Below are 20,978 nucleotides of genomic sequence, written 5' to 3' on the forward strand. Positions count from 1 at the left end.
GGAATCAGAGGTACTTTTACCTCTCATTTGGCGCAGCGGATGATCAGGTTGCTTAGCCAGTTCAAAAAAACCATGCTTATAGTACTTTTGAGTCATCAAAAAATATGCCGGTTGGGTGAGAATATAGGCAATAGGCGGATTGACTTGAGTTCATAGAGAGGGGCTGCCTCAATGGAGCAGGAACGGCGTTATTCCACACTGATTGCGGACCAATTCCCGGAATTGAACATTCGAACTGTGGAGTCGCTTGGCGAAGGCTACCGGAATTATGCGATACTTGTGAACGGGGAATGGGTATTTCGTTTTCCGAAGAGTCAGCAAGGTGCGGATGAATTGAACAAGGAAATGCATTTGCTGCCTCTGTTGGCCGGGCGCGTCAAGGTCGGGATTCCGAAGTTTGTATACAGAGGAACACAGGAGGATGGACGCCCCTTTGCAGGCTACCGGAAGGTCGAGGGTGAAATCCTGGGGGAAGACGGAATCGCCTCCGTCTCCGATTACGCAAGAGAGCGGCTGGCGATACAGCTTGGGGATTTCTTGAATGACCTGAACGCATGCCCGGTTGAAACGGCTATTCAGGCCGGTGTCCCCGTACAACAGCTTGCGAATGAAATCCATTTGTTGAAGGCTGCTGCGGAGAGGCAGGTTTTTCCTCATATTGAACCGTCTTGGCGCGAATATCTCAACCGGCGGTTTCAAGCCTATCTGGAAGATTCAGCATATACCCGATATATACCGGCGCTGATTCACGCCGATTTGTCGCCGGATCACTTTTTGACGGATTGTCATCGGTCCGTACTTACAGGGATTATCGATTTCGGTGACGCTGCGATAAGTGACCCCGATTACGATTACTTGTATTTGCTGGAGGATTGCGGCGCGGCATTTACTCGTCAAGTGATGGCGCATAAAGGCGAGACTGGCCTCGACGCCCGAATGCGAAAAATCTCGTTGTTCGTGACATTCGATCAGGTCCGCTATCTGTTGGAGGGCTTGGAGTCCAAGGACCCGGATTGGATTCAGGAAGGGTTTGAGTCAGTGGAACAGGATATGCGAATCAATCGGTAGAAGCAGCCGGGGACGGCTGTTTTTTGTTGCGAAAGAAATCCCCTGTTAAACCGCTTTGGAATTACAGGTTATTATCGGTTAGCCATCGTCTCCTGCGATTAAGTCATGTATTCTATGATTCTTTATGAAGCATATAGGGTATTATACTAGGTAAATTAATTCCGAAAGGGGATTCTAACGATGGCAAAGGAAACTGAACTAACCTCCTTCTCTAGCCGTGAAGAGCGTGAAGAAATAGGCCGCCGGGCGAATGCCGGCTTCGCCCGTGTGGAACGGACAGAAGCTGCAGCAAACGCCGGCGGCATCCCGACAGGACCTGTGGCACAAGAGCTCTCAGAAGAAGAAATCCGCCGGAGAGTAGGCTCCGGTAATTTTGAAGCAGCGAAAAACGACCTGCAAACCGGATCAATCAATAGTTAGTGCACGCTTATCCGCCTATATAGGACATGCTTATCTTTTTCCGGTCAGCTGCCGTGTGCTCCTGACGCTCATCGGAATACCGGTCCGTACGTTTCTCCCAGACGTCTTTGATCACGTTCAATAGTCTGCTGTCATCAGCACCGCTGCGAAGCAGTGCCCGCAGATCCATACCGCCCGAGGCAAAGAGACAAGTGTAGAATTTACCGTCAGAGGACAACCGGGCCCGGGTGCAGGATGAGCAGAAGGATTCTGATACCGAAGTAATAAACCCGATCTCTGCATCACTGTTTTTGTAACGATAGCGCTGTGCGACTTCCCCATAGAAATCCTGCTCCAAAAACTCCAACTCATAAACATCCCGGAGGTTTTGGAGTATTTCCTTTTTGGTAACCACTTTTGCCAAGCTCCAGCCATTGTCATTGCCGGCATCCATGAACTCAATGAAGCGGAGGGTGATTTGGCGTTCCTTAAAATATGCTGCCATCGGCAGGATTTCCGATTCATTTACCCCTTTTTGAACCACCATATTGACCTTGACCTCAAAACCAAGCTCGCGGGCCTGATCGATATGTTTCAGGATAAGAGAAGGCTTAAGCCCTCTTCCATTCATTTGTCCGAAGATCTCCGGATGCAGCGCGTCCAGACTGATGTTTAACCGCCGCAATCCTGCTGCGTACAGTTCTTTAGCCTGCTGCCCCAGTAAAACGCCGTTCGTCGTCAGCCCTATGTCCTCCACCCCGCTAAGCGACAGGATTCCTGCCACAAGCTCGGGAAGATCTTTCCTCAGCAGCGGCTCTCCTCCGGTCAGACGGATTTTGACAACCCCTAAGGATACAAACAGCTTGGTCAACCGCAGAATTTCAGCAAAGGACAACATCTCCCGGGCCGGCAAAAAGGCGTAATCCTCACCGAATATTTCCTTCGGCATGCAGTAGGTGCAGCGGAAATTGCAACGGTCTGTCAGGGAAATCCTCAAGTCACGGATGGGCCGCTTTAGCTGATCCTGTATGGGTGTAGTATTCATGCGCCCCTCCCTCCCCTTTGCATGTGAATGCCTCTCTTTACTTCTGCGTAATATCGCTGAATGTACCGACATAACGGATGTCTACCCCTGTCTCATCCTTGACGGCACTGATATTCAAAAGCTGCAGATACTCTTCACCATTTTTCCTTCTGTTCCAAATCTCTCCCTGCCATACACCCTTTGCCCGGATCTCGCTCCACATGCTGCGGTAGAAATCCTTGGATTGCCTGCCAGACTTCAGTACGTTTGGCTGTTTGCCGAGCACTTCCGCTTCTGTGAAGCCGGTAAGCCTCGTAAATGCTGGATTGACGCTCTTAATGACCCCCGCCGCATCCGTTACCAGAATTCCCTGGGCTGTGGAGTTGAACACTTCAGCAGTAAGCGCCAGCCGGTCATGATAATAGAGCCATATCACAAGCACAAGACTGGCCAATGCCACTTGCGATAGCAGCATGAACCCGATTGAATATTGGCCTGTGATTGAAAAAATAATCGAGAGCATAATCGGCGGGAAAAAGCCGCCAAGTCCGCCCATCATGGAGACAATTCCGTTGGCAATCCCTGCCTGCTTATTGAAATAGAACGGAACTAATTTGAAAATCACTCCATTCCCTATACCCGCACTCACAGCAATAGCCAAACACCCTACCGTATAAAGCCCGATGGACGGCAGAAAAGCCAGAAGGATCGCTGCAACGGTATAGATGCTGAATGTTCCGATCAGCAGAACCAAAGGCTGGAATTTATCTGCGAGCCAGCCGCCGACGGGCCGGAAAAACGTGGCAACCGCAATAAAACCGGCTGTCCGCATGCCTGCATCCACCTTTTCCAGTCCGAAATTAGAAACGAGAAAGTTGGGCAAATAAATCGTGAATGCCACGAATGATCCGAATGTAATGAAATAGAAGAGTGAGAACAGCCACAGCTTCTCATTTTTAGCAACACCCTTGATCTGTTCTATAATCGGTGTTTTCACCTTCGGTTCATGACGGTCTCCGAAAAAGAAATTCAGGACAATAAACACCAGCAGAAGAATCAGATACAGCTTTACCGCTGTTGCCCAGCCGTAATGTGCGGCAATGATCGGTGCCGTAAATGTAGTGAGGGCTGTGCCAAGATTCCCGACGCCGTAAATCCCGTTAACGAACCCATGCTTTTCTTTCGGAAAATACTTGGGCAGTGAGGTAACCCCTACCGAAAAAACAGCTCCGCCAATACCAAGAAACAAACCGCCGATAATCAAGTCTGTATACGTGGACGCTTCACTAATATAGAATACCGGAAACAGCAGCAGCACGAAGCTGACGAGAAAGATGATACGCGCCCCGAAAATATTCGCATAATAGCCAATCGGTATTCGAAGTATGGAACCAAGCACTACGGGAATCGCCGTAACCATTGCCAGTTTTCCCGCCGGAATGTGAATATCCTCGGAAATAAAAGGCATCAGAGAGGAAATGATTACCCATACCATGAAGCCAACAATCAAGTTCAATGTTTGTAACGGCAATTGCAATTTTTTAATCATATAACTCACCTTTTCCGCCAGTTTTGTCTGCTGAATGTCTTCTTCACTTCCTGTCCTTATTGTATCTGTCCATACTCAATCTGAGATATAGGGGAGTACCCTTTCCCTTAGAGGGGAATCCCTATTTTACACAAAAACGGCTTCCCCGTCCCCGATAAGGACAGTGAAGCCGTTTGGATTATTGAGTGATAAGGGTATTCATCCTGGAATACAGCCGCCTTGCATCCGGTTCGCTCAGCTGGCTTTCCGCCATTGGAAAGATGACGGTCTCTTCTTTTACAAAATGCACGGTTAACACTTCAAAAGCCTCTCCTGCATCTCTTACTGCGGAAGCAATCTTTGGCAGGGGCATAAGATCAATATCCCCTTCCGTATAATGAAGAAAATGTCCGAGGTATCCGTCAATCTCGGCATGTTCCTGCTGAATCCCGACCAGCGGCCCTTGTTCAAAGCCGATATAGGTTCCCAGCAGCGGAAAAAAGTGTGCTTCCTCTTTTTGCATATGTTTATCCAGCGGAACTTTGAAATCAAGAATAAGCCTGCGCAATTCCTTGACCCTCCGCCGGCTTTCTTCCAAACTTAGCTGCTTCTCCTGTTCAAAGGAGAGAACAATGGCATGCCACTCTCCCATTAGGAATGATAAATAGCAATGCTCGTTCTCAAGAATACGCATGGCTGGTGAAACAAAACGCAGCCCGGAAGGATTCGGCATGGTGTACCTCCATTCAGCACTAGAAATCCAGCAGCTTTTTTTTCAAGGCATATTCGACCAGCTCCGGCCGGCTTTTCAGGTTTAATTTCTCCATGATTTTGGATTTATGGGCCTCCACAGTTTTCACAGAGATGAACAGCCTTTCCGCGATCTCTTTGTTGCCGTAACCCTTAGCGATCAGCGGCAATATTTCCAGCTCCCGCTTAGAGAGCAGCTCAAACAAATCTTCTGTCGAGGCCGTTTTGTCCTTCTTGATAAATTCACGCACCAGAGAGGTTGCCATCTTGGGATGAATATAGGTGCCTCCCTCATAAATGGTGCGGATGGCAAGCAACAGTTCCTCATCAGGTGCACTTTTCAGCACATATCCGGACGCTCCGTTCTTCAGGACATGAAACAAATATTCTTCATCATCATGCATGGTCAGGATCAAGATTTTGGTGTCGGGATAATCCTCTTTGATTTTACCTGTGGCGATCAGCCCGCTTTCTCCAGGGGGCATGCTAAGATCCATGATCAGAATATCCGGTCTCCGTTTCGCTACCATGGCATATGCCTCAATACCGTCTGCCGCCGCTCCAATGACTTCGATGTCGTCCTGAAAGTTCAGAATCATGGAGAACCCGCTGCGCACCATGGCGTGGTCGTCTGCGATAACGATCTTCATCCGGGGATCATTCCTTTCCATTTCCATCTGCAACAGGGACTTGAACGATGATTGTGGTTCCCATTCCCGGTTGTGTTCTTATGCTGAAGCTGCCTCCTACTAATTCTGCACGCTCCTGCATACCGTATAGGCCCAGTCCGGTTCCGTCCGGCTCATCACCCAGGTGGAATCCGACACCATTATCTTCGATCGTGAGCTTCAGCATCCGGTCCTGCTCAGTAAGCTTTACTTGAACCAGATCTACCTGGGCATATTTCAAGGCATTAAGCACGGCTTCCTGACAAACCCGATAGATCACCGTTTCGATTTCACTGCCATACCGGTTCTCAGAAAGATCGGATTCGAACTCAATCATTAGCCCATAGAGTTGCTCCATCCGCTTAAAGTGCGAGCGGAACGCTGCTTCCAATCCGAAATCATCAAGAGCAGCCGGACGAAGCTCCACAGAGAGATTGCGGATGTCACTTAAGAGCCTTGTCATGGATACTTCCGTTTGTTTTACCTTTTTGAGCAGCTCTTCATCTCTAGTCATATATTTAAGCACCCGCAGATCGACTACAGCACTCATAAGCTCCTGGGCAACGCTGTCGTGCAGCTCCCGGGAGATCCGTTTCCGTTCGTTCTCCTGGGCTTCGATAACATGCTTCATCATTTTATTCTGATAAAATTTCTCCTGCGTCTTGAACTGCCTGGTGAGATCCCTCAGCATAAGCACCCGTATTCCATTCTCTGAATCGATGGTATGAAAGCTGGCTGCAAAAGGGATAATCCCTTTGTATTTGGTCTCAAGATAGACCTGATAGGAGGTAAAGTCCTCAGATTCCGGCACATGAAAAAAACAATTGAGACAGGTGCGCAGCTCCAGGTCGCTGGTATATCCTCTGCAAGTGCTGCATAGGGCAAGGGAATTCCCTTGCTCCAGCTGCTTCAGAAAGTCGCTGTCAACAATATGGGCGGCTGCCGGATTCATCGCCAGCGTTCTTCCTTCACTGTCAAAAAAGAAAATAGCCTCCGTACTGTTCTCAAACAGCTTCAGCATCAGCATATTTAATGAATCCATCCCGGCTCGCAGCTTCAACTCAGCAACAGTTCCTTTCCGTTCAAGTCTCCGATTCCGTGGCGTGCCGTATTTTGCAGCTCACGAAGCATCGTTTCATTCACCTGCCGGTCTCCTCTGAATCCGCCGAGAAGGACCCCGGCCACGCGGGCGTCATTCCACAGCGGTACAGCCCCGATGCTGTTTAGCTTCTCTGAATTGACAATCGGATAACTAAACAGCATTTCCTGCTTTACCTGTTCTTGTACAGAGTAGAGTAAAAACGGCTTTCCGGTTTTGAATACGATTCCCGCTATGCCTCTTCCGGACTGCAGCACAATCCGCTTATACCGGGAATTCAAGTTGCCGGAGGCGTATTTCCATCGGATCACATAGTCATATTCCGCAGGGTCAGCAAATGCCAATGACATGAAATCAAACCCTAGGGCTTGCCGGATTTGGTCAAGCTCCAGCTGGTAATTGACCTGGTTTTTCATCGTTTCCTCTCCTATTGAACAGGGAAAGAAGTTTGGGCTTGCTTTCCTTTAATTCGATTTATGCCTTCTATATAGAATATAACTTCTGCCTACATAATTCAACGGAACACTCCATACATGAACAAGCCGGGTAAACGGCCAAAACGCAAAGATGGCGAAGCCGGACAAGATGTGGATTTTAAAGGATACCGGTACATCTTTCATGAGCGACGGATCGGGACTGAACATAAACAAGCCGCGGAACCATACGGAAATCGTCTCCCGGTAATCAAATTCCGGCTGTACTGCATTCGTGACAAGGGTGGAGTACATGCCCATAAATACAATGAACAAAAGCAGGGAATTGACAATCAAATCAGAGGCGCTGCTCAGACGGCGGACATTCTTTATTGAAAAACGCCGCGAGGTGAGAATCAGCATGCCGGCAAGTGTTGCCATTCCGAATATGCCCCCGATGTATACGGCTCCGATATGGTACCAATGCTCGCTAACCCCTATTGCCTCCATCCATGACTTCGGGACCACCAGACCGCCGATATGCCCGAAGATGACCGGAATAATCCCGAGGTGAAAAAGAATACTCCCATATTTCAGCTGCTTTTTCTCAATGAATTCGCTGGATTTGGCTGTCCAGTTAAACTGATCTCTCCGGTAGCGGTAAATATGGCCAACGATAAAAATGGCGAGGCAGATATATGGAAATATGACCCATAAAAATTGATCGAACATATTCATTGACTGAGAGCCTCCTGTTCGATGCAAGCTTTGAGTGTTTCCCGCAGTCCTTTTACCAGGTGGAAATACGGGCTTTTATGTTTGTCCAGGGCCTGAAGCAAATGATACGTGCCATCTTCAAGAATCGCTGTCAGCATCCGGAAATTCTCCGGCGCAGCCGGGTCTTTCAGCCACTCCGCAGCATACAGGAATTCGCACATGAGCGGCAGGTAATCCGGCAGCTCGCCTTCAGGCATTTCAAGACCGTACATTTCATACATTATTTTTAGTTTGGCCAGGATTTGTCCGCGCTCCTTGGCATCCTCGAACTTAAAATAGGTCATATAAAGGGCACAGTCCCGCTGAAAATCAAAGGTTGCGGCATAGTTCTCCTGAATCTCATCCAAGCTGAAGCTCTGCATGAGTGACCAATAAGCATGCACATGAGAGTAAGCCGGATGTCCGGCTTCAAATGCCTCTTCCAGAAAGGCCGGATGAAAATCCAGCTTTTCCGGATACATCAGCTGCAGGGCAAAATAACCGAAGGACTGCTTGAAATTATGGAGCTTGCTTAGATCAATCACGCCAGATCCCTCCGTAGAAATTCTCTTCGTACATTTCTTTTGCGGTCTTCGTGTCTCCGCCGGCAGAGCTGGCCGGTCCACAGCCATCGCATCCGGAGCCGAAACCGGAACCCATATCGCCCATCCGGTTGCCGTATCCGGCTGAGCCTTGGGCGCGGTAAGGATTCATGGTCTGTTCCTTATGTGAGGTCGGAATCACAAAACGGTCCTCATATTTGGCAATAGCCAGCAGCCGGTACATCTGCTCTGTCTGCTGTGCAGTCATGCCTACCCGATCAAGGCGGGAAAGATCAAACGGTTGATCTGCTGTTTTCGCCCGCATATAGGAACGCATCATCGCCATCCGCTGCAGGGCTTCTTTTACAGTCTGCGTATCGCCTGCGGTCAGCATATTGGCTAAATACTGGATTGGTGTCCGCATTTCCTCAATGGCCGGAAAGATCATGTCCGGGTTCCTCAGGGAATCCTTCCCTTCAAAATAGTTCATAATCGGGCTGAGCGGCGGCACATACCAGACCATCGGCAGCGTCCGGTATTCCGGGTGCAGCGGGAACGCCAGCTTATGCTCAATCGCAAGCTTATAAACCGGTGAATTCTGTGCCGCTTCCAGCCAGTCCTCCGAAATGCCGTCTTTTCTGGCCTGAGCGATAACTTCAGGATCATGGGGATTCATAAATAAATCGCATTGTGCTTTATACAAATCCTTTTCATCCGGTGTTGAAGCGGCATCAAGCACCTTGTCTGCGTCATACAGCAGTACACCCAGATACCGGATACGGCCTGTACAAGTCTCGGAGCAGACGGTTGGCAGCCCGGCTTCCACACGCGGGAAACAGAAGGTGCACTTTTCCGCTTTGTTGGTTTGCCAGTTGAAGTAGACTTTTTTGTAAGGACAGCCTGTCATGCAATATCTCCATCCACGGCAAGCCTCCTGGTCTACGAGGACAATGCCATCCTCCTCCCGTTTGTACATCGCACCAGAAGGACAGGAAGCAACACAGCTGGGATTCAGGCAGTGTTCACAGAGACGGGGCAGATAAATCATAAACGACTGTTCGAAGTTGAATATGATTTCCTCTTCAATCTTCTGGATGTTCGGATCTAGGGGGCCCGTTACGTGTGCGCCGGCCAAATCGTCCTCCCAGTTCGGACCCCATTCCAGATCCATTTTCTCTCCGGTTACTGCGGAATGAGCGCGTGCCACCGGAGAATGCTTTTGTTCCCCTGCCTCGGTCAAATGCTCATAATTATAAGTCCACGGCTCGTAATAATCCTTCATTTCCGGCATGTCGGGGTTATAAAAAATCTTTCCGAGGGCTACCTTGGACAGCTTGTTGCCGGATTTCAGCTCAAGCTTGCCTTTGCGGAGCTGCCAGCCCCCTTTGTAAAGCTCCTGGTCTTCCCAGCGTTTCGGATATCCAATGCCGGGTTTCGTTTCTACGTTGTTGAACCACATGTATTCCGCGCCTTTGCGGTTCGTCCAGGTTGTTTTGCAGGTAACGCTGCAGGTATGACAGCCTATGCACTTATCGAGATTCATCACCATTGCCACTTGAGCTTTAATCTTCAAGCCAGTTGACCTCCTTCATTTTTCGCACGGCTACGTAAACATCACGCTGGTTGCCGATTGGACCGTAGTAGTTGAAACCATAGCTGAGCTGTGCGTAACCGCCGACCATCTGGGTTGGCTTCAGATGAATGCGGGTGGGTGCATTATGACTGCCTCCGCGGGTATCCGTAATCTCGGAGCCAGGCACTTGGATATGCTTGTCTTGCGCGTGGTACATGAACATGGTGCCTCTTGGCATCCGGTGGCTGACGACCGCGCGGGCCGTGACCACGCCATTGCGGTTATAGACCTCCAGCCAATCATTATCTGAGATGCCGTGCTGCTCTGCATCTTCGTTGTTGATCCACACGGTTGGACCGCCGCGGAACAAGGTCAGCATATGCTGGTTATCCTGGTAGGTCGAGTGGATATTCCACTTGCCATGCGGCGTTAAATACCGCAGCACAAGCGCATCCTGCCCGCCTTTCACTTCCCTGTCGCGCGGACCGAGTACCATCGGCGGCAGGGTGGGTTTATAGACCGGCAGCGCCTCGCCAAACTGCTGGAAGATCTCGTGGTCAATGTAGAAATGCTGCCTTCCTGTCAAGGTACGGAACGGGACCAGCCGTTCAATATTGGTGGTAAACGGTGAATAACGGCGGCCTTGTTTATTGGAACCGCTGAACACCGGAGTTGGAATCACTTCCCGGGGCTGCGCAGTGATGCTCTGGAACGTAATCTTCTCTGCCGCCCGGTCCGCAGAAATATCTCTCAGCACAACACCGGAGTCCTTCTCTGCCTGCTCGTAAGCTTTCTGTGACACACGGCCGTTGGTCGCTGAGGACAGATGGAGAATAGTATCAGCCACCTGGCGGGCGGTTTGGATTTTGGGAAGTCCGTTTTTGATCGTTTCATCATAAAAGACCCCGTTGAGCCGCTTGAGCTCTTCGTATTCTTCCGCCACGGAGAAGCTGATGCCATGAGCGCCTGCTTTGCCAATGACCAGATTGGGCCCTAGTGAGACGTATTTATCGTGGATCTTGGTATAATCCCGCTCCACAATGCTTAAGTTCGGCATCGTTTTGCCGGGAACTGCTTCCACTTCCCCTTTGGCCCAGTCTTTGACCAGACCCATCGGCTGGGAGATCTCACTGATCGAATCATGCGCCAGCGGTGATGCGACAAGATCTTTGTAGACTCCCGGCAGCTCCGATTTCGCCATTTCCGAGAAAACCTCCGACAGCTGGCGGTAGATATCCCAATCCGAACGGGATTCCCACAGCGGATTCACCGCAGGATTAAACGGATGAACGAACGGGTGCATATCTGTGGAGGACAAGTCCGTCTTTTCATACCACGTCGCAGCCGGAAGTACAATATCTGCATACAGCGGAGTGGTCGTCATCCGGAAATCCAGCGCGACCATAAGATCGAGCTTGCCTTCCACATCCTCCCGCCACACGATTTCTTCAGGTTTCTGCTCTTCATTCGGCTTGGCTAGAAGCCCATCGGATGCGCCCAGCAAATGCTTCATGAAATATTCCTGTCCTTTGGCGGAGCTGGAAATCAGATTGGAGCGCCAAATAAACAGAGAACGCGGAAAGTTCTCGGGTGCTCCGGGATCTTCCACCGCAAAACGTGTCTTTCGTGATTTGATGCCCTCCAGAGTGTGGGCAATGATTTCTGCATTCGACTTCTTGCCCTGCTGTGCAGCTTCTTCTGCGAACAAGAGACTGTTCTTGTTGAACTGCGGGAAGGAAGGCAGCCAGCCGAGCCTTGCGGCAAGCACATTGTAGTCTGCAGGGTGCTGGTAAGCTACCTCTCCGGCTGTCGGCGACTTCAGCGAATCGGTGCCGCTCTCCTCATAACGCCACTGTTCAGTTGCGAAGTAGAAGAATGACGTGGCATTCTGCTGCCTTGCCGGCCCTTGCCAGTCCTTCGCAAAAGCAATGGTAGACCAGCCTTCGATAGGGCGGCATTTCTCTTGCCCGACATAATGCGCCCAGCCGCCGCCGTTCACCCCCTGGGAGGCTGTCAGAACAACAAGGTTCAGTATCGAGCGGTAGATGGTATCGCTATTGAACCAGTGATTAATTCCGGCACCCATAATAATCATGGAGCGCCCGCCGGTATCGAGGGAATTCTGGGCAAATTCACGGGCAATCTGGACCACTACGCTGGATTTCACACTCGTAATCTTTTCCTGCCATGCAGGGGTATAATGAGAGGCGCTGTCGTCATAATCCTTGGCATTCCAAGGACTCGCTGTTCTGGCAATGCCGTATTGGCTCAGCATCAGATCATACACGGTTGCGGCGTATCTTTCCGTCCCGTCGGCCAGCCGTATTTTCATCGCCGGGATGATACGCTTGAACGTTCCGTTCCCCGCCTGATCAAAGTAAGGGAAGACGATTTCTTCCCACTGCCCGCCATGGCCTTCTACAGAAAGTGCCGGATCAATCTTCGTCCCGTCTTCCTGTTCGAGAATGAGGTTCCATTTCTTATCCGTTTCCCAGCGCTGCCCCATCGTTCCGTTAGGCACAATCAGCTCTCCGGAGACCGTGTCATAAATCACCGGTTTCCAGTCCGCATGCTGAGAGGTATCACCGAGATCGCTTGCCCGCAGGAACCGACCGCCCTTTAAGCTGGACTTATGCGGGTCGAGCAGGATGATAAACGGCATGTCCGTAAATTGTTTGGCATAATTAATGAACATGGGTTCTTCCCGTTCATTGTAGAACTCCTTCAGAATTACATGTGTCATCGCCTGCGCCAAGGCGGCATCTGTTCCGGGGTTCGGTGCGAGCCAGTTGTCAGCGAATTTGACATTTTCGGCCAAATCCGGCGCCACTGACACCACTTTGGTTCCTTTATAGCGCACTTCGGTCATGAAGTGGGCATCCGGGGTCCGGGTAAGCGGCACATTGGAGCCCCACATCATCAAATAGCCGGCATTGTACCAGTCGGAGGATTCAGGGACATCCGTCTGCTCGCCCCAAATCTGCGGGGACGCTGGAGGCAGATCCGCGTACCAGTCGTAAAAGCTGAGCATTTGCCCGCCAAGCAGCGAGATGAACCGCGCACCCGAAGCATAGCTGACCATCGACATGGCCGGAATCGGAGTGAAGCCTGCAATCCGGTCGGGACCATACTTGCGGATCGTATAGATCAGCTGGGCCGAGATCAGACGAAGCGCATCCTCCCAGGCTACACGGATATGGCCGCCTTTGCCGCGGGCTTTTTTGTAGGTATCGGCTTTCGCAGGGTCTTCTACGATGCTGGCCCATGCATCCACAGGATTGTCATGCTCAAGCAGTGCAGCCTTCCACAGCCGCCACAGCTTCCCTCTCATATAGGGATATTTCACCCGGAGCGGGCTGTATTCATACCAGGAGAAGGTGGCTCCTCTGGGACAGCCCCGGGGTTCAAACTCCGGCATATCGGGACCGCAGGACGGATAGTCAATCTGCTGGTTCTCCCAGGTGATGATCCCGTTCTTCACAAAAACCTTCCAGCTGCAGGAACCCGTACAGTTGACTCCGTGCGTAGTGCGGACTACTTTATCATGGGACCAGCGCTGGCGGTACATGTCCTCCCAATCCCTGTTCTTTTCCTCCAGAATGGACCAGTTCCCGGAATAGCTTTCGACCGGTTTAAAAAAGTTGAGACCGTATTTTTTCTTCATTGCTTACGAACACTCCTTTGCAGAATGAAGGACATGGAAGAGTCACACTCACTTTTCATTCGAATAATTTCATTATGGAGGTCCGGGGCATGAGTTCCCATTAGGGAATGTCCTATAGTCCCGCGGGAAATCCCTTGATTCCGCCAAAAGCGAAAAAAGCCCGCCTCTTCAAGAGGTGAGCTTTTCGCATGTTCATGTCAGGAAGGATATCCGCTGAGCAGTCAGGGAGTTCCCTCTTTTTGCACAGGGGATGTCCTAACCGGAATTTTCACAGCTCTTCTATATGCTATACTGAAAAAAAATCGGGGAGGATGAACAATGACAGGACCCTCATTACGCCAATTGCACGCCCATCACGCGATTCATCAAGGCGGATTGTCCGGAGCAGTTGCCAAAACGGAAGAAGTGGAGAAGCTGCTGGAGCTTCACGAATTAGAGATCGCGAGACAAGCGGCAGATCACCTCGTCGAGTACTGGGAAACAAGGATACTCAGCCACGCGGAAGCAGAGGAAGAAGGATTCTACCCGGAAATGGCAGCAAATCACCCAGGTCTGCAGGATGCTGTAACGAAGCTAACCCGTGATCATGAGCTGCTGCGCACAATCGTCACGGATATCAAAAGCATGCTTAGTGAAGACGGCCTCACACCGGAGGTTCTTCAACAGTTTCATGCCCTCTTGGTCGTGAACGCTATTCATAGCCGGGATGAGGAAAGGCTGCTGCTGGAAGAGCCGTCACTATAATCGTTATCGTTACCGGATTGCCGGGTGGTATCTAATGATTCCCTCTGAAAAATAGCCTGCAGATCATGCTTATTCAGCAATAAATCCTGTAATGTATATTCGCTGAGCACCTGCAAGTAGGCAGCCAATGCTCTGCCAAGCACTCCCTTTAAATTGCACACCGGAGAGATCGGACAGTTGTTGCCGGAAGGGTCAAAGCATTCTACAAGATGAAAATCATCTTCCATCCGGCGCACAACTTCTCCGATGTTAATCAGCTCAGGTGCCTTGGCCAGACGGATCCCCCCTCCTCTGCCTCTTACCGTTTCAATATACCCCGCTTGCCCAAGTTCATGGGATACCTTCATCAGATGATTTTTGGATATATGATAGGCATTTGAAATATCTTGTATCGTTGACAGCTCGCCCCGCTCTTTCGTCCCGAGGTACATGAGGACCCGCAAAGAAAAATCCGTGTACATAGTAAGTCTCATTTGATTCATCATTCCTTGGTTGCAGTATGTGATCTTTGTTACAAATGATACCATATAAATTGACGATTTTGTTAAAGTGGTATTTTAAATATATCTTTTGACCATAAAAGAGTATATATTAAATTTGTAATAATGAGAGGAGTGAACGGTTATCTTATCCAAACAAACACGCGAAATCGTCAAATCCACAGCCCCAGTCTTAGCGGAACACGGCACTGCCATTACATCGGTATTCTATCGGAATCTGTTTGCGGCCCACCCTGAACTTCTGAATGTATTTAATCATGCCAACCAGGCGCAAGGCCGGCAGCAGGCAGCACTCGCGAATGCAGTGTATGCAGCAGCAGTTCACATTGACAACCTGGAGAATATTTTGCCGGCGGTTGTCCAGATTGCCCACAAGCATGTCAGCCTTGGCATTAAACCGGAGCAGTATCCGATTGTCGGTGAGTTTCTGCTGAAAGCCATCAAGGAAGTGCTTGGCGATGCTGCAACAGATGACATCCTGCAGGCCTGGGAAGAAGCCTATGGCGTGATTGCCAATGCCTTCATCGGTGTTGAAGCGAATATGTACAAGGAAGCCCGGGAGCAGGAAAACGGCTGGAATTTCTTCAAACCGTTTACGATTGTCCGCAAGGTACAGGAAAGCGACAGTATTACATCCTTCTATCTGAAGCCGGCAGACGGTTCCGGTGTACCGGCATTCAAGCCGGGGCAGTATATCTCTGTGCGTGTTCTGATTCCGGGTGAACAATACACCATGATCCGCCAGTACAGCCTGTCCCAGGCGCCAAAGCCGGATGAGTTCCGCATCTCCGTGAAGCGGGAAGCCGATAATGATCCAAACGGTGTAGTCTCCGTCTACCTTCACAAACAGGTGAACGAAGGGGATACAGTCGAAGTAAGCGCTCCTGCCGGTGAATTTTTGCTGGATGCTACAAAAACCACGCCAGTGGCTTTTATCTCAGGCGGTGTAGGAATCACCCCGATGATGAGCATGCTCGAAACGGTGGCCGTGTCCACGCCGGACCGTCCTACGGTTTTCCTCCACGCTGCACGTAATGAATCACTGGCCGCTTTTGGTGAGGATATTGAAAAACATGCGCTCAACATGAGCAACATTCAATATAAAACTTATTACTCAAGCGGACCCGATGGTCAAATCACCCGTGAAGCATTAGCGGCGTATGTTGATCCTGCAGGTGATGCCTATGTATGCGGGCCTGTTCCCTTCATGGAAGCCATGATCCGCGAACTGCTGGCGCTTGGGATGAAAGAAGAACAAATTCATTATGAGTTTTTTGGTCCGGCCCTGCAATTAGAACAAGCATAGTTACACCATTACACCAAACGGGTACACCGTCCTTCGCCGGACAGTGTACCCGTTTGGTTAGGTTTATGGTTTAATCGATGTATTTCTCCAAAGAAGGCCTGTTCCGTATAACCATCCGTTTGTTGCCGATCAGCTCAATCAGTCCCAAGTCTTCAAAGATGGCGAATTTCCGGCTGATGGTTTCCCGGGTAACACCTGCATAATTGGCCAGCTCTTCACGGGACAGCGGGAGATCAATATGAATTCGGCCGCCGCGCATTTTGCCATAGATATCGCTAAGCTCCAGAATCATGTAGGCAATACGGATTTCAGGGTCCTTGGTTGCCAGACTTTGCGCCAGATTTTCAGTATGGGCCAGTCTTTTGGTAACCGTCTTTAGCAGCTTGAAGGCGATGTCCGGATTTTCCAGCATGATCCGCTCCATATCCGCTCTGGTCAGCATGCAGATGCTGGTGTCTTTCAGTGCATAAGCACTAAAGTTGCTGAGCTCATCGCTGTTAAAGATGCTTAACTCACCAAAGAAATCACCTGCGGTTAAAATATGCAGGATCTGCTCCTTCCCCTGCGGCGTCATTTTGGACAATTTAACTTGCCCCTGCTGAATTATGAACAAGGTATCGGTCGGCTGCTCTTCCAGAATCAGCGGCTGTCCTTTGGTATATTTCCGGTGGATAATCATAGCGCTGATCCGGGAGAGATCGGCACCAGACAACGAAGCGAAGATCGGCACCTTGCGGGTACAGGGCTCTGCGGCATTTTGACAGGAATGTTCCGGCATCTCGGGTCTCTCCTTTTCTTAAAATCTATGAAATGGGTGAAAAATGGCTGGTGTCTTCTCCGCAGACCGGGCAGACCCAATCCTCCGGCAGATCTTCAAATGCAGTGCCCGGTGCCACATCCTCATCGGGGTCGCCAATCGCAGGATCATAAATATAACCGCAGGGTTCACATACATATTTTTTCATCAGGTTCATCTCCAGTTTATAATTAGTTTTGTAATCTTGTTTGAACTTCCGACATGATCTCTGGGAGGCTGCTGGAAAGATCAATGCCCTCCAGGCTGCAGCCCGTCTCAATGGCAGATTTATAGACCAGTGAAGCCGCTGCGCCTTCCCAGGAAATAGCACCGGTTATTGTGTTATCTTTCACAAATATCTGTGTGTAAATGCCGTTCTCCTGCGCGGACATACTCACGTCACACTGTGATTCATCGGTCATTCCAATGGAAAAAAGCGATATTCCAAACGCATTAAAGTAGGTAACCGGAACGGCTTTGCGATAAGCCGCAGGTTCACTCGCTGCCATATTGTTGCCGGCAACACGGCCCTGCTCCATAGCTCCTCCCCATAAGCCTTCAACTTGTCCGTTCATTTCGGCGATATCCCCGGCAGCATATACATGCGGAGCGCTGGTCTCCATATTGGGGTTAACGATAATACCTGAACGGGTATCAATCGGTGTATCCTGCACAAGCTTTGTGTCCGGTACGATGCCAATCGAATAAACGACATGATCGCAAGCAACTGCAGATTCATCGTCAAGTGTAACTCCAGTAACGGCCTCTTCTCCCGTGATCGAGGTTACGCCGGAATGAAGAATGACTTTTACCCCAGACTGTTCGAGGGTCTGCTTGAGCATCTGTGAAGAAGTTTCATCCAGTTGTCTGATCATCAACCGTGGTGCCGCTTCGACAACGGTCACTTCGTATCCGGCTTCATGCAAGGCCCATGCGGTTTCCAGCCCCTGCACCCCACCGCCGATGACAACGATACGGTTGCCGCTTTCGAGGCTGGCTTTCAGCCTATCGGCATCTTGTAAATTCCGGATAGTATGAACGTTCTTCAGCCCCGCACCTTCCACAGGGAGCGCGCGGTTTCTCGCCCCCATGCAGAGCAGAAGCTTATGATACGCAATCTGTCGGCCGTCAGCAGTTTCCACCTGCTGACGGTCCGTGTTGATATGAGTGACACGGGTAGAAGTGTGGACGTTGATTCGGTTGTCCTTGTACCATTTTTCCTTTTTGATCAAAACCTTCTCACTGTGCAAATCGGTGAACAACCCCTTGGTCAGCTTAATCCGGTTATACGGAAGATGCGCCTCCTCCCCAAGGATGGAGATCTCCGTATCCGTATCCGGCTCCCGATCACGAATCGCCTTGGCGGCATGAACGGCGGCCACCCCGCTGCCTACAATCACATAATGTTTGGACATGTGCATTCGCCCCCCTTAGTAAGCACTGAGCAGCAGATCCGAAACAAATTCCGCAGCATTTTTGATTTTTTGCACCTTATCAGCATCCTTCGGTGAGAAACGCACCCGGATCGGAAATTCCACATGGATCATCCCTGTTGATTTGATTACTTCGGATGTACTCTGTACGGTCATGTTGGTAGCGTTCAGATAATCCTGAATGACCTCTATGGCTTCCCCGCTCCATCCATAGGAACCAAAAGCAGCTGCGAGTTTGCCTTCCAGATTCATATTTTGCATTTCTTTCAGAATAGGCTCCAGGTTGCCGATCATATCCGCATATCTGGTAGAGCTTCCGACAAATACGGCGTCGGCTGAGGCGATGCTGCTCAGAATTTCCGCTGCGCTGCTCTTGTCAGCATCCCATACTTCGGTCTCGATATGATTTTCCTTCAGGCAATCCCGGAGGATGTTCGCCATTTTTTTGGTATTGTTCTTGAGCGTGGTGTAGACAATTGCCGCTTTTTTGCCTTCATTCGTTTCACGGCTGAGCACATCGTAGAGATCAATATATTTCCGGATATTTTCCCGGATTAAGAACCCGTGGGAAGGTGCGATCATCTCAATATCCAGGTCCTGGACGGCGTCGATTAGTGTTCTGACATATCTGCGGTGAGGGTGAATGATTGCACTGTAATAGCCCTTGAAATCCTCCGTAATGTCGAACCCTGCTTCATCGCTGAACAGCTTCTCTACCGCAACATGGGTGCTGAAGATATCGCAAGGGAAGAGGATTTTATCTTCCACACAATAGGTGATCATCGTTTCAGCAGTATGAAGATAGGGTGTCTCTTTGAACAACAGGGTTTTACCGCCGATATCCAGCGTATCCCCATCGTTCACAACGAGAAAGTTCCGGCTGTGAAGCTTATACATTTCCTGCAGCTCCGGCACAGCAATCGCGGTGCAGACAATCGTGGCGTTCAAAGCCCGGGAGGCCAGCGCAGCCAATCCCCCGGAATGGTCAGGCTCTGTATGGTTGATGACGATATACTCAATATCCATGGGATCAATGAACTGGCTGAGCCGCTCCGCATACTCACGTCCAAATTCCATATCCACGGTATCAATCACCGTCGGCTTGCCGGTTTTTAGCAGGTAGGAGTTATAGGTTGTTCCCTTCGCCAGAATCAGACGATGAAACGGGACCTCGCGGTTATCAATTTTACCGACCCAATACGTATCTTGTGCAATCTTATATTCTGTGTTCATAAGCTCAGCCTCCTGAATGATAATGTTTATCAACAACCTCATTCTATAATGGAGGCTAAGTGAAAAGGAGGATTACAATCACATTTTGAAAACTTTCAAAGCACAGCTTAAAAGTTTCAAACTATATTTATACTTTGAATATACACCGTTATCGCCAAAGGATTATGCGTTGGATCACTTTTGAGATATGACTATATAAACTGAACTTGAGATTTTTCGATATTGGGTTGGCCGTGACTCCAGAGCTTCTCTGCTAATATTAGTTGGAAAAAGTAGACCTAATCCGAGCAATTCGCAGCTTTGCAGGTGAAATCGCTAAAATTAACTCTACTAATTCCCACTATTCCCTCTGCAGAAGGCATTTGAGCACATCTAAAGATACTTATTCCACTTCAGTTTCCTGCCACTCCCTGCCAACTTCCTGCCACTCCCTGCGATTCTACCCTTCCAGCTTCCGATTTCGTGGTCCTTCTGCAAAGCCACTGTATACTCGATGGCATTACCTTTCATACCGCTTGAACATCTTTTCCGCCTCTTCCCGAATCCGGCAGCGGAAAAACTCCGGTTCCAGCACTTCGGCATCTCCTCCCCATCCCAGGACATAGGGCAGCAGTTCCTCCGGCTGCCGGATGCGAAAAGTAACCAGAAGACCGTCCTCCCGCTCTTCGGTGGTCTCCAAATAATAATTAACAGTCTCGATAATTTTGTCGGCAATATTCAGATTCACCCGAACGACTACGCGTAAGTTACGGTCGTCAGGCGGGCGGTAACGGCTCAGGTTAAATCCGGCCGGGACGGAGAAGCGCTCTTCCAGCACCGCAAGCTCTGTCATCCGTGACAACCGGAAATGGCGGATATCCTGCCGGAGACCGCAGCGGGCGATCAGCGTCCAGTTCCCCTGGACGAGCGCCAGGCCATAGGGGTCAACCTCACGGCTGCTCATGCGGCTGCCGTCCGCATCCGGCATTTTTTTCAGATACGTAAAGCTTAACTTGCGCCGCTCCAGGATCGCGCGCCGGGTTTGTCCGAGGTAGTCCTTTTCCTTCCGGTGGGTTACCGGTTCTCCCGCTTGAAGAAGCCTCATCGTTTCCCGTACGCGCGCCGACTCGGCACGCACCGGCTCCGGCAGAATCGCTTCAATTTTGCGTCTGGCAGATTGTGACATGCTGCCGTACTCCGCATCCAGCCTTTGTTCAATGAAATCCGTCCCCATTAGCAGGGCTACAGCCTCTTCAGCTGTCAAGCCTACCGGGGGCAGGAAATACCCTTCCATCAACGAATATCCCTGCCCGGGAGCGCCAAGAATCGGAACTCCCGCTTCGCTCAGGGCTTGAATATCGCGGTAGATCGTCCGCACGCTGGTCTCGAATTGAGCCGCCAAATCTTCCGCTCTAAGCACTTTGCTCCGCTGGAGCTCTAGTGTAATGGCAAGCTGCCGTTCCGTTTTGTTCATCTTCTTGTCCCCCGCTGCTGTATAGGTCT

Annotated in this window: 19 protein-coding genes and 1 pseudogene; 4 read left to right on the top strand and 16 right to left on the bottom strand. The window is 50.2% G+C overall.

Going from position 1 to position 20,978, the window contains the following annotated elements; all coding sequences use genetic code 11:
- Positions 1–171 precede the first annotated feature (171 nt).
- Positions 172–1,068, top strand: coding sequence for a phosphotransferase family protein (locus BLQ82_RS08945; protein WP_074648063.1), 897 nt, complete (start codon positions 172–174; stop codon positions 1,066–1,068).
- 180 nt (positions 1,069–1,248) lie between these two features.
- On the top strand, positions 1,249–1,488 hold the full coding sequence (locus BLQ82_RS08950) for a hypothetical protein (protein ID WP_062528231.1): 240 nt from the start codon (positions 1,249–1,251) through the stop codon (positions 1,486–1,488).
- A 7-nt stretch (positions 1,489–1,495) separates the two neighbouring features.
- Here the strand turns inward: BLQ82_RS08950 and moaA are convergent, their stop codons facing one another.
- The 10 genes from moaA to BLQ82_RS09000 all read right to left on the bottom strand — a co-directional run bounded on the left by moaA (position 1,496) and on the right by BLQ82_RS09000 (position 13,484).
- Positions 1,496–2,512, bottom strand: coding sequence for a GTP 3',8-cyclase MoaA (moaA, locus tag BLQ82_RS08955; protein WP_062528230.1), 1,017 nt, complete (start codon positions 2,510–2,512; stop codon positions 1,496–1,498).
- A 37-nt stretch (positions 2,513–2,549) separates the two neighbouring features.
- Complete coding sequence (locus BLQ82_RS08960; protein WP_062528229.1) at positions 2,550–4,040, bottom strand: nitrate/nitrite transporter; 1,491 nt, start codon at positions 4,038–4,040, stop codon at positions 2,550–2,552.
- A gap of 178 nt (positions 4,041–4,218) precedes the next feature.
- Entirely contained in the window at positions 4,219–4,752 is a 534-nt protein-coding gene (locus tag BLQ82_RS08965; RefSeq protein ID WP_062528228.1) for a hemerythrin domain-containing protein, read from the bottom strand.
- Between the two features lie 19 nt (positions 4,753–4,771).
- The gene (locus BLQ82_RS08970; RefSeq protein ID WP_039836904.1) at positions 4,772–5,419 is read right to left on the bottom strand and encodes a response regulator transcription factor; all 648 of its coding nucleotides are present in this window, start codon (positions 5,417–5,419) and stop codon (positions 4,772–4,774) included.
- A gap of 7 nt (positions 5,420–5,426) precedes the next feature.
- Positions 5,427–6,497, bottom strand: coding sequence for a sensor histidine kinase (locus tag BLQ82_RS08975; RefSeq protein WP_062528227.1), 1,071 nt, complete (start codon positions 6,495–6,497; stop codon positions 5,427–5,429).
- Complete coding sequence (locus tag BLQ82_RS08980) at positions 6,494–6,952, bottom strand: GAF domain-containing protein (RefSeq protein WP_062528226.1); 459 nt, start codon at positions 6,950–6,952, stop codon at positions 6,494–6,496. The genes BLQ82_RS08975 and BLQ82_RS08980 overlap by 4 nt, the downstream gene beginning before the upstream one ends.
- A gap of 48 nt (positions 6,953–7,000) precedes the next feature.
- The gene (gene narI, locus BLQ82_RS08985) at positions 7,001–7,687 is read right to left on the bottom strand and encodes a respiratory nitrate reductase subunit gamma (RefSeq protein WP_062528225.1); all 687 of its coding nucleotides are present in this window, start codon (positions 7,685–7,687) and stop codon (positions 7,001–7,003) included.
- Positions 7,684–8,250: a nitrate reductase molybdenum cofactor assembly chaperone gene (narJ, locus tag BLQ82_RS08990; protein ID WP_062528224.1), complete on the bottom strand. Its 567-nt coding sequence runs from the start codon at positions 8,248–8,250 to the stop codon at positions 7,684–7,686. The genes narI and narJ overlap by 4 nt, the downstream gene beginning before the upstream one ends.
- Complete coding sequence (gene narH, locus BLQ82_RS08995) at positions 8,243–9,820, bottom strand: nitrate reductase subunit beta (RefSeq protein ID WP_062528223.1); 1,578 nt, start codon at positions 9,818–9,820, stop codon at positions 8,243–8,245. The genes narJ and narH overlap by 8 nt, the downstream gene beginning before the upstream one ends.
- Positions 9,810–13,484, bottom strand: coding sequence for a nitrate reductase subunit alpha (locus BLQ82_RS09000; protein WP_062528222.1), 3,675 nt, complete (start codon positions 13,482–13,484; stop codon positions 9,810–9,812). Before BLQ82_RS09000 ends, narH begins: the two co-directional genes overlap by 11 nt.
- A gap of 318 nt (positions 13,485–13,802) precedes the next feature.
- On the opposite strand from BLQ82_RS09000, the gene BLQ82_RS09005 reads away from it, so the two are divergent.
- A complete protein-coding gene (locus BLQ82_RS09005) occupies positions 13,803–14,228 on the top strand; it encodes a hemerythrin domain-containing protein (RefSeq protein ID WP_062528221.1) in 426 nt (141 codons plus the stop codon).
- Between the two features lie 50 nt (positions 14,229–14,278).
- Here BLQ82_RS09005 and BLQ82_RS09010 read toward each other — a convergent pair.
- Positions 14,279–14,701, bottom strand: a pseudogene (locus tag BLQ82_RS09010) (RrF2 family transcriptional regulator); the annotation flags it as partial.
- 151 nt (positions 14,702–14,852) lie between these two features.
- Here BLQ82_RS09010 and hmpA point away from each other — a divergent pair.
- Complete coding sequence (hmpA, locus tag BLQ82_RS09015; protein WP_062528220.1) at positions 14,853–16,034, top strand: NO-inducible flavohemoprotein; 1,182 nt, start codon at positions 14,853–14,855, stop codon at positions 16,032–16,034.
- A 70-nt stretch (positions 16,035–16,104) separates the two neighbouring features.
- Here hmpA and BLQ82_RS09020 read toward each other — a convergent pair whose 3' ends face one another.
- The 5 genes from BLQ82_RS09020 to BLQ82_RS09040 form a co-directional block, all read right to left on the bottom strand.
- The gene (locus tag BLQ82_RS09020; protein WP_062528219.1) at positions 16,105–16,812 is read right to left on the bottom strand and encodes a Crp/Fnr family transcriptional regulator; all 708 of its coding nucleotides are present in this window, start codon (positions 16,810–16,812) and stop codon (positions 16,105–16,107) included.
- A 25-nt stretch (positions 16,813–16,837) separates the two neighbouring features.
- A complete protein-coding gene (rd, locus tag BLQ82_RS09025; protein ID WP_039836896.1) occupies positions 16,838–16,999 on the bottom strand; it encodes a rubredoxin in 162 nt (53 codons plus the stop codon).
- A 22-nt stretch (positions 17,000–17,021) separates the two neighbouring features.
- On the bottom strand, positions 17,022–18,245 hold the full coding sequence (locus BLQ82_RS09030; RefSeq protein WP_062528218.1) for an NAD(P)/FAD-dependent oxidoreductase: 1,224 nt from the start codon (positions 18,243–18,245) through the stop codon (positions 17,022–17,024).
- Between the two features lie 15 nt (positions 18,246–18,260).
- Entirely contained in the window at positions 18,261–19,496 is a 1,236-nt protein-coding gene (locus tag BLQ82_RS09035) for an FprA family A-type flavoprotein (protein WP_062528217.1), read from the bottom strand.
- 499 nt (positions 19,497–19,995) lie between these two features.
- Positions 19,996–20,949: a helix-turn-helix transcriptional regulator gene (locus tag BLQ82_RS09040; RefSeq protein WP_062528216.1), complete on the bottom strand. Its 954-nt coding sequence runs from the start codon at positions 20,947–20,949 to the stop codon at positions 19,996–19,998.
- Positions 20,950–20,978: the final 29 nt, after the last annotated feature.

The sequence above is a fragment of the Paenibacillus jilunlii genome, from assembly GCF_900102965.1.
Classification (GTDB): domain Bacteria; phylum Bacillota; class Bacilli; order Paenibacillales; family Paenibacillaceae; genus Paenibacillus_AQ; species Paenibacillus_AQ jilunlii.

Coding starts and splice junctions, on each gene's coding strand:
- BLQ82_RS08945 (WP_074648063.1), top strand. CDS start 172: ATGGAGCAGGAACGGCGTTATTCCACACTGATTGCGGACCAATTCCCG.
- BLQ82_RS08950 (WP_062528231.1), top strand. CDS start 1,249: ATGGCAAAGGAAACTGAACTAACCTCCTTCTCTAGCCGTGAAGAGCGT.
- moaA (WP_062528230.1), bottom strand. CDS start 2,512: ATGAATACTACACCCATACAGGATCAGCTAAAGCGGCCCATCCGTGAC.
- BLQ82_RS08960 (WP_062528229.1), bottom strand. CDS start 4,040: ATGATTAAAAAATTGCAATTGCCGTTACAAACATTGAACTTGATTGTT.
- BLQ82_RS08965 (WP_062528228.1), bottom strand. CDS start 4,752: ATGCCGAATCCTTCCGGGCTGCGTTTTGTTTCACCAGCCATGCGTATT.
- BLQ82_RS08970 (WP_039836904.1), bottom strand. CDS start 5,419: ATGAAGATCGTTATCGCAGACGACCACGCCATGGTGCGCAGCGGGTTC.
- BLQ82_RS08980 (WP_062528226.1), bottom strand. CDS start 6,952: ATGAAAAACCAGGTCAATTACCAGCTGGAGCTTGACCAAATCCGGCAA.
- narI (WP_062528225.1), bottom strand. CDS start 7,687: ATGAATATGTTCGATCAATTTTTATGGGTCATATTTCCATATATCTGC.
- BLQ82_RS09000 (WP_062528222.1), bottom strand. CDS start 13,484: ATGAAGAAAAAATACGGTCTCAACTTTTTTAAACCGGTCGAAAGCTAT.
- BLQ82_RS09005 (WP_062528221.1), top strand. CDS start 13,803: ATGACAGGACCCTCATTACGCCAATTGCACGCCCATCACGCGATTCAT.
- BLQ82_RS09020 (WP_062528219.1), bottom strand. CDS start 16,812: ATGCCGGAACATTCCTGTCAAAATGCCGCAGAGCCCTGTACCCGCAAG.
- rd (WP_039836896.1), bottom strand. CDS start 16,999: ATGAAAAAATATGTATGTGAACCCTGCGGTTATATTTATGATCCTGCG.
- BLQ82_RS09030 (WP_062528218.1), bottom strand. CDS start 18,245: ATGTCCAAACATTATGTGATTGTAGGCAGCGGGGTGGCCGCCGTTCAT.
- BLQ82_RS09035 (WP_062528217.1), bottom strand. CDS start 19,496: ATGAACACAGAATATAAGATTGCACAAGATACGTATTGGGTCGGTAAA.
- BLQ82_RS09040 (WP_062528216.1), bottom strand. CDS start 20,949: ATGAACAAAACGGAACGGCAGCTTGCCATTACACTAGAGCTCCAGCGG.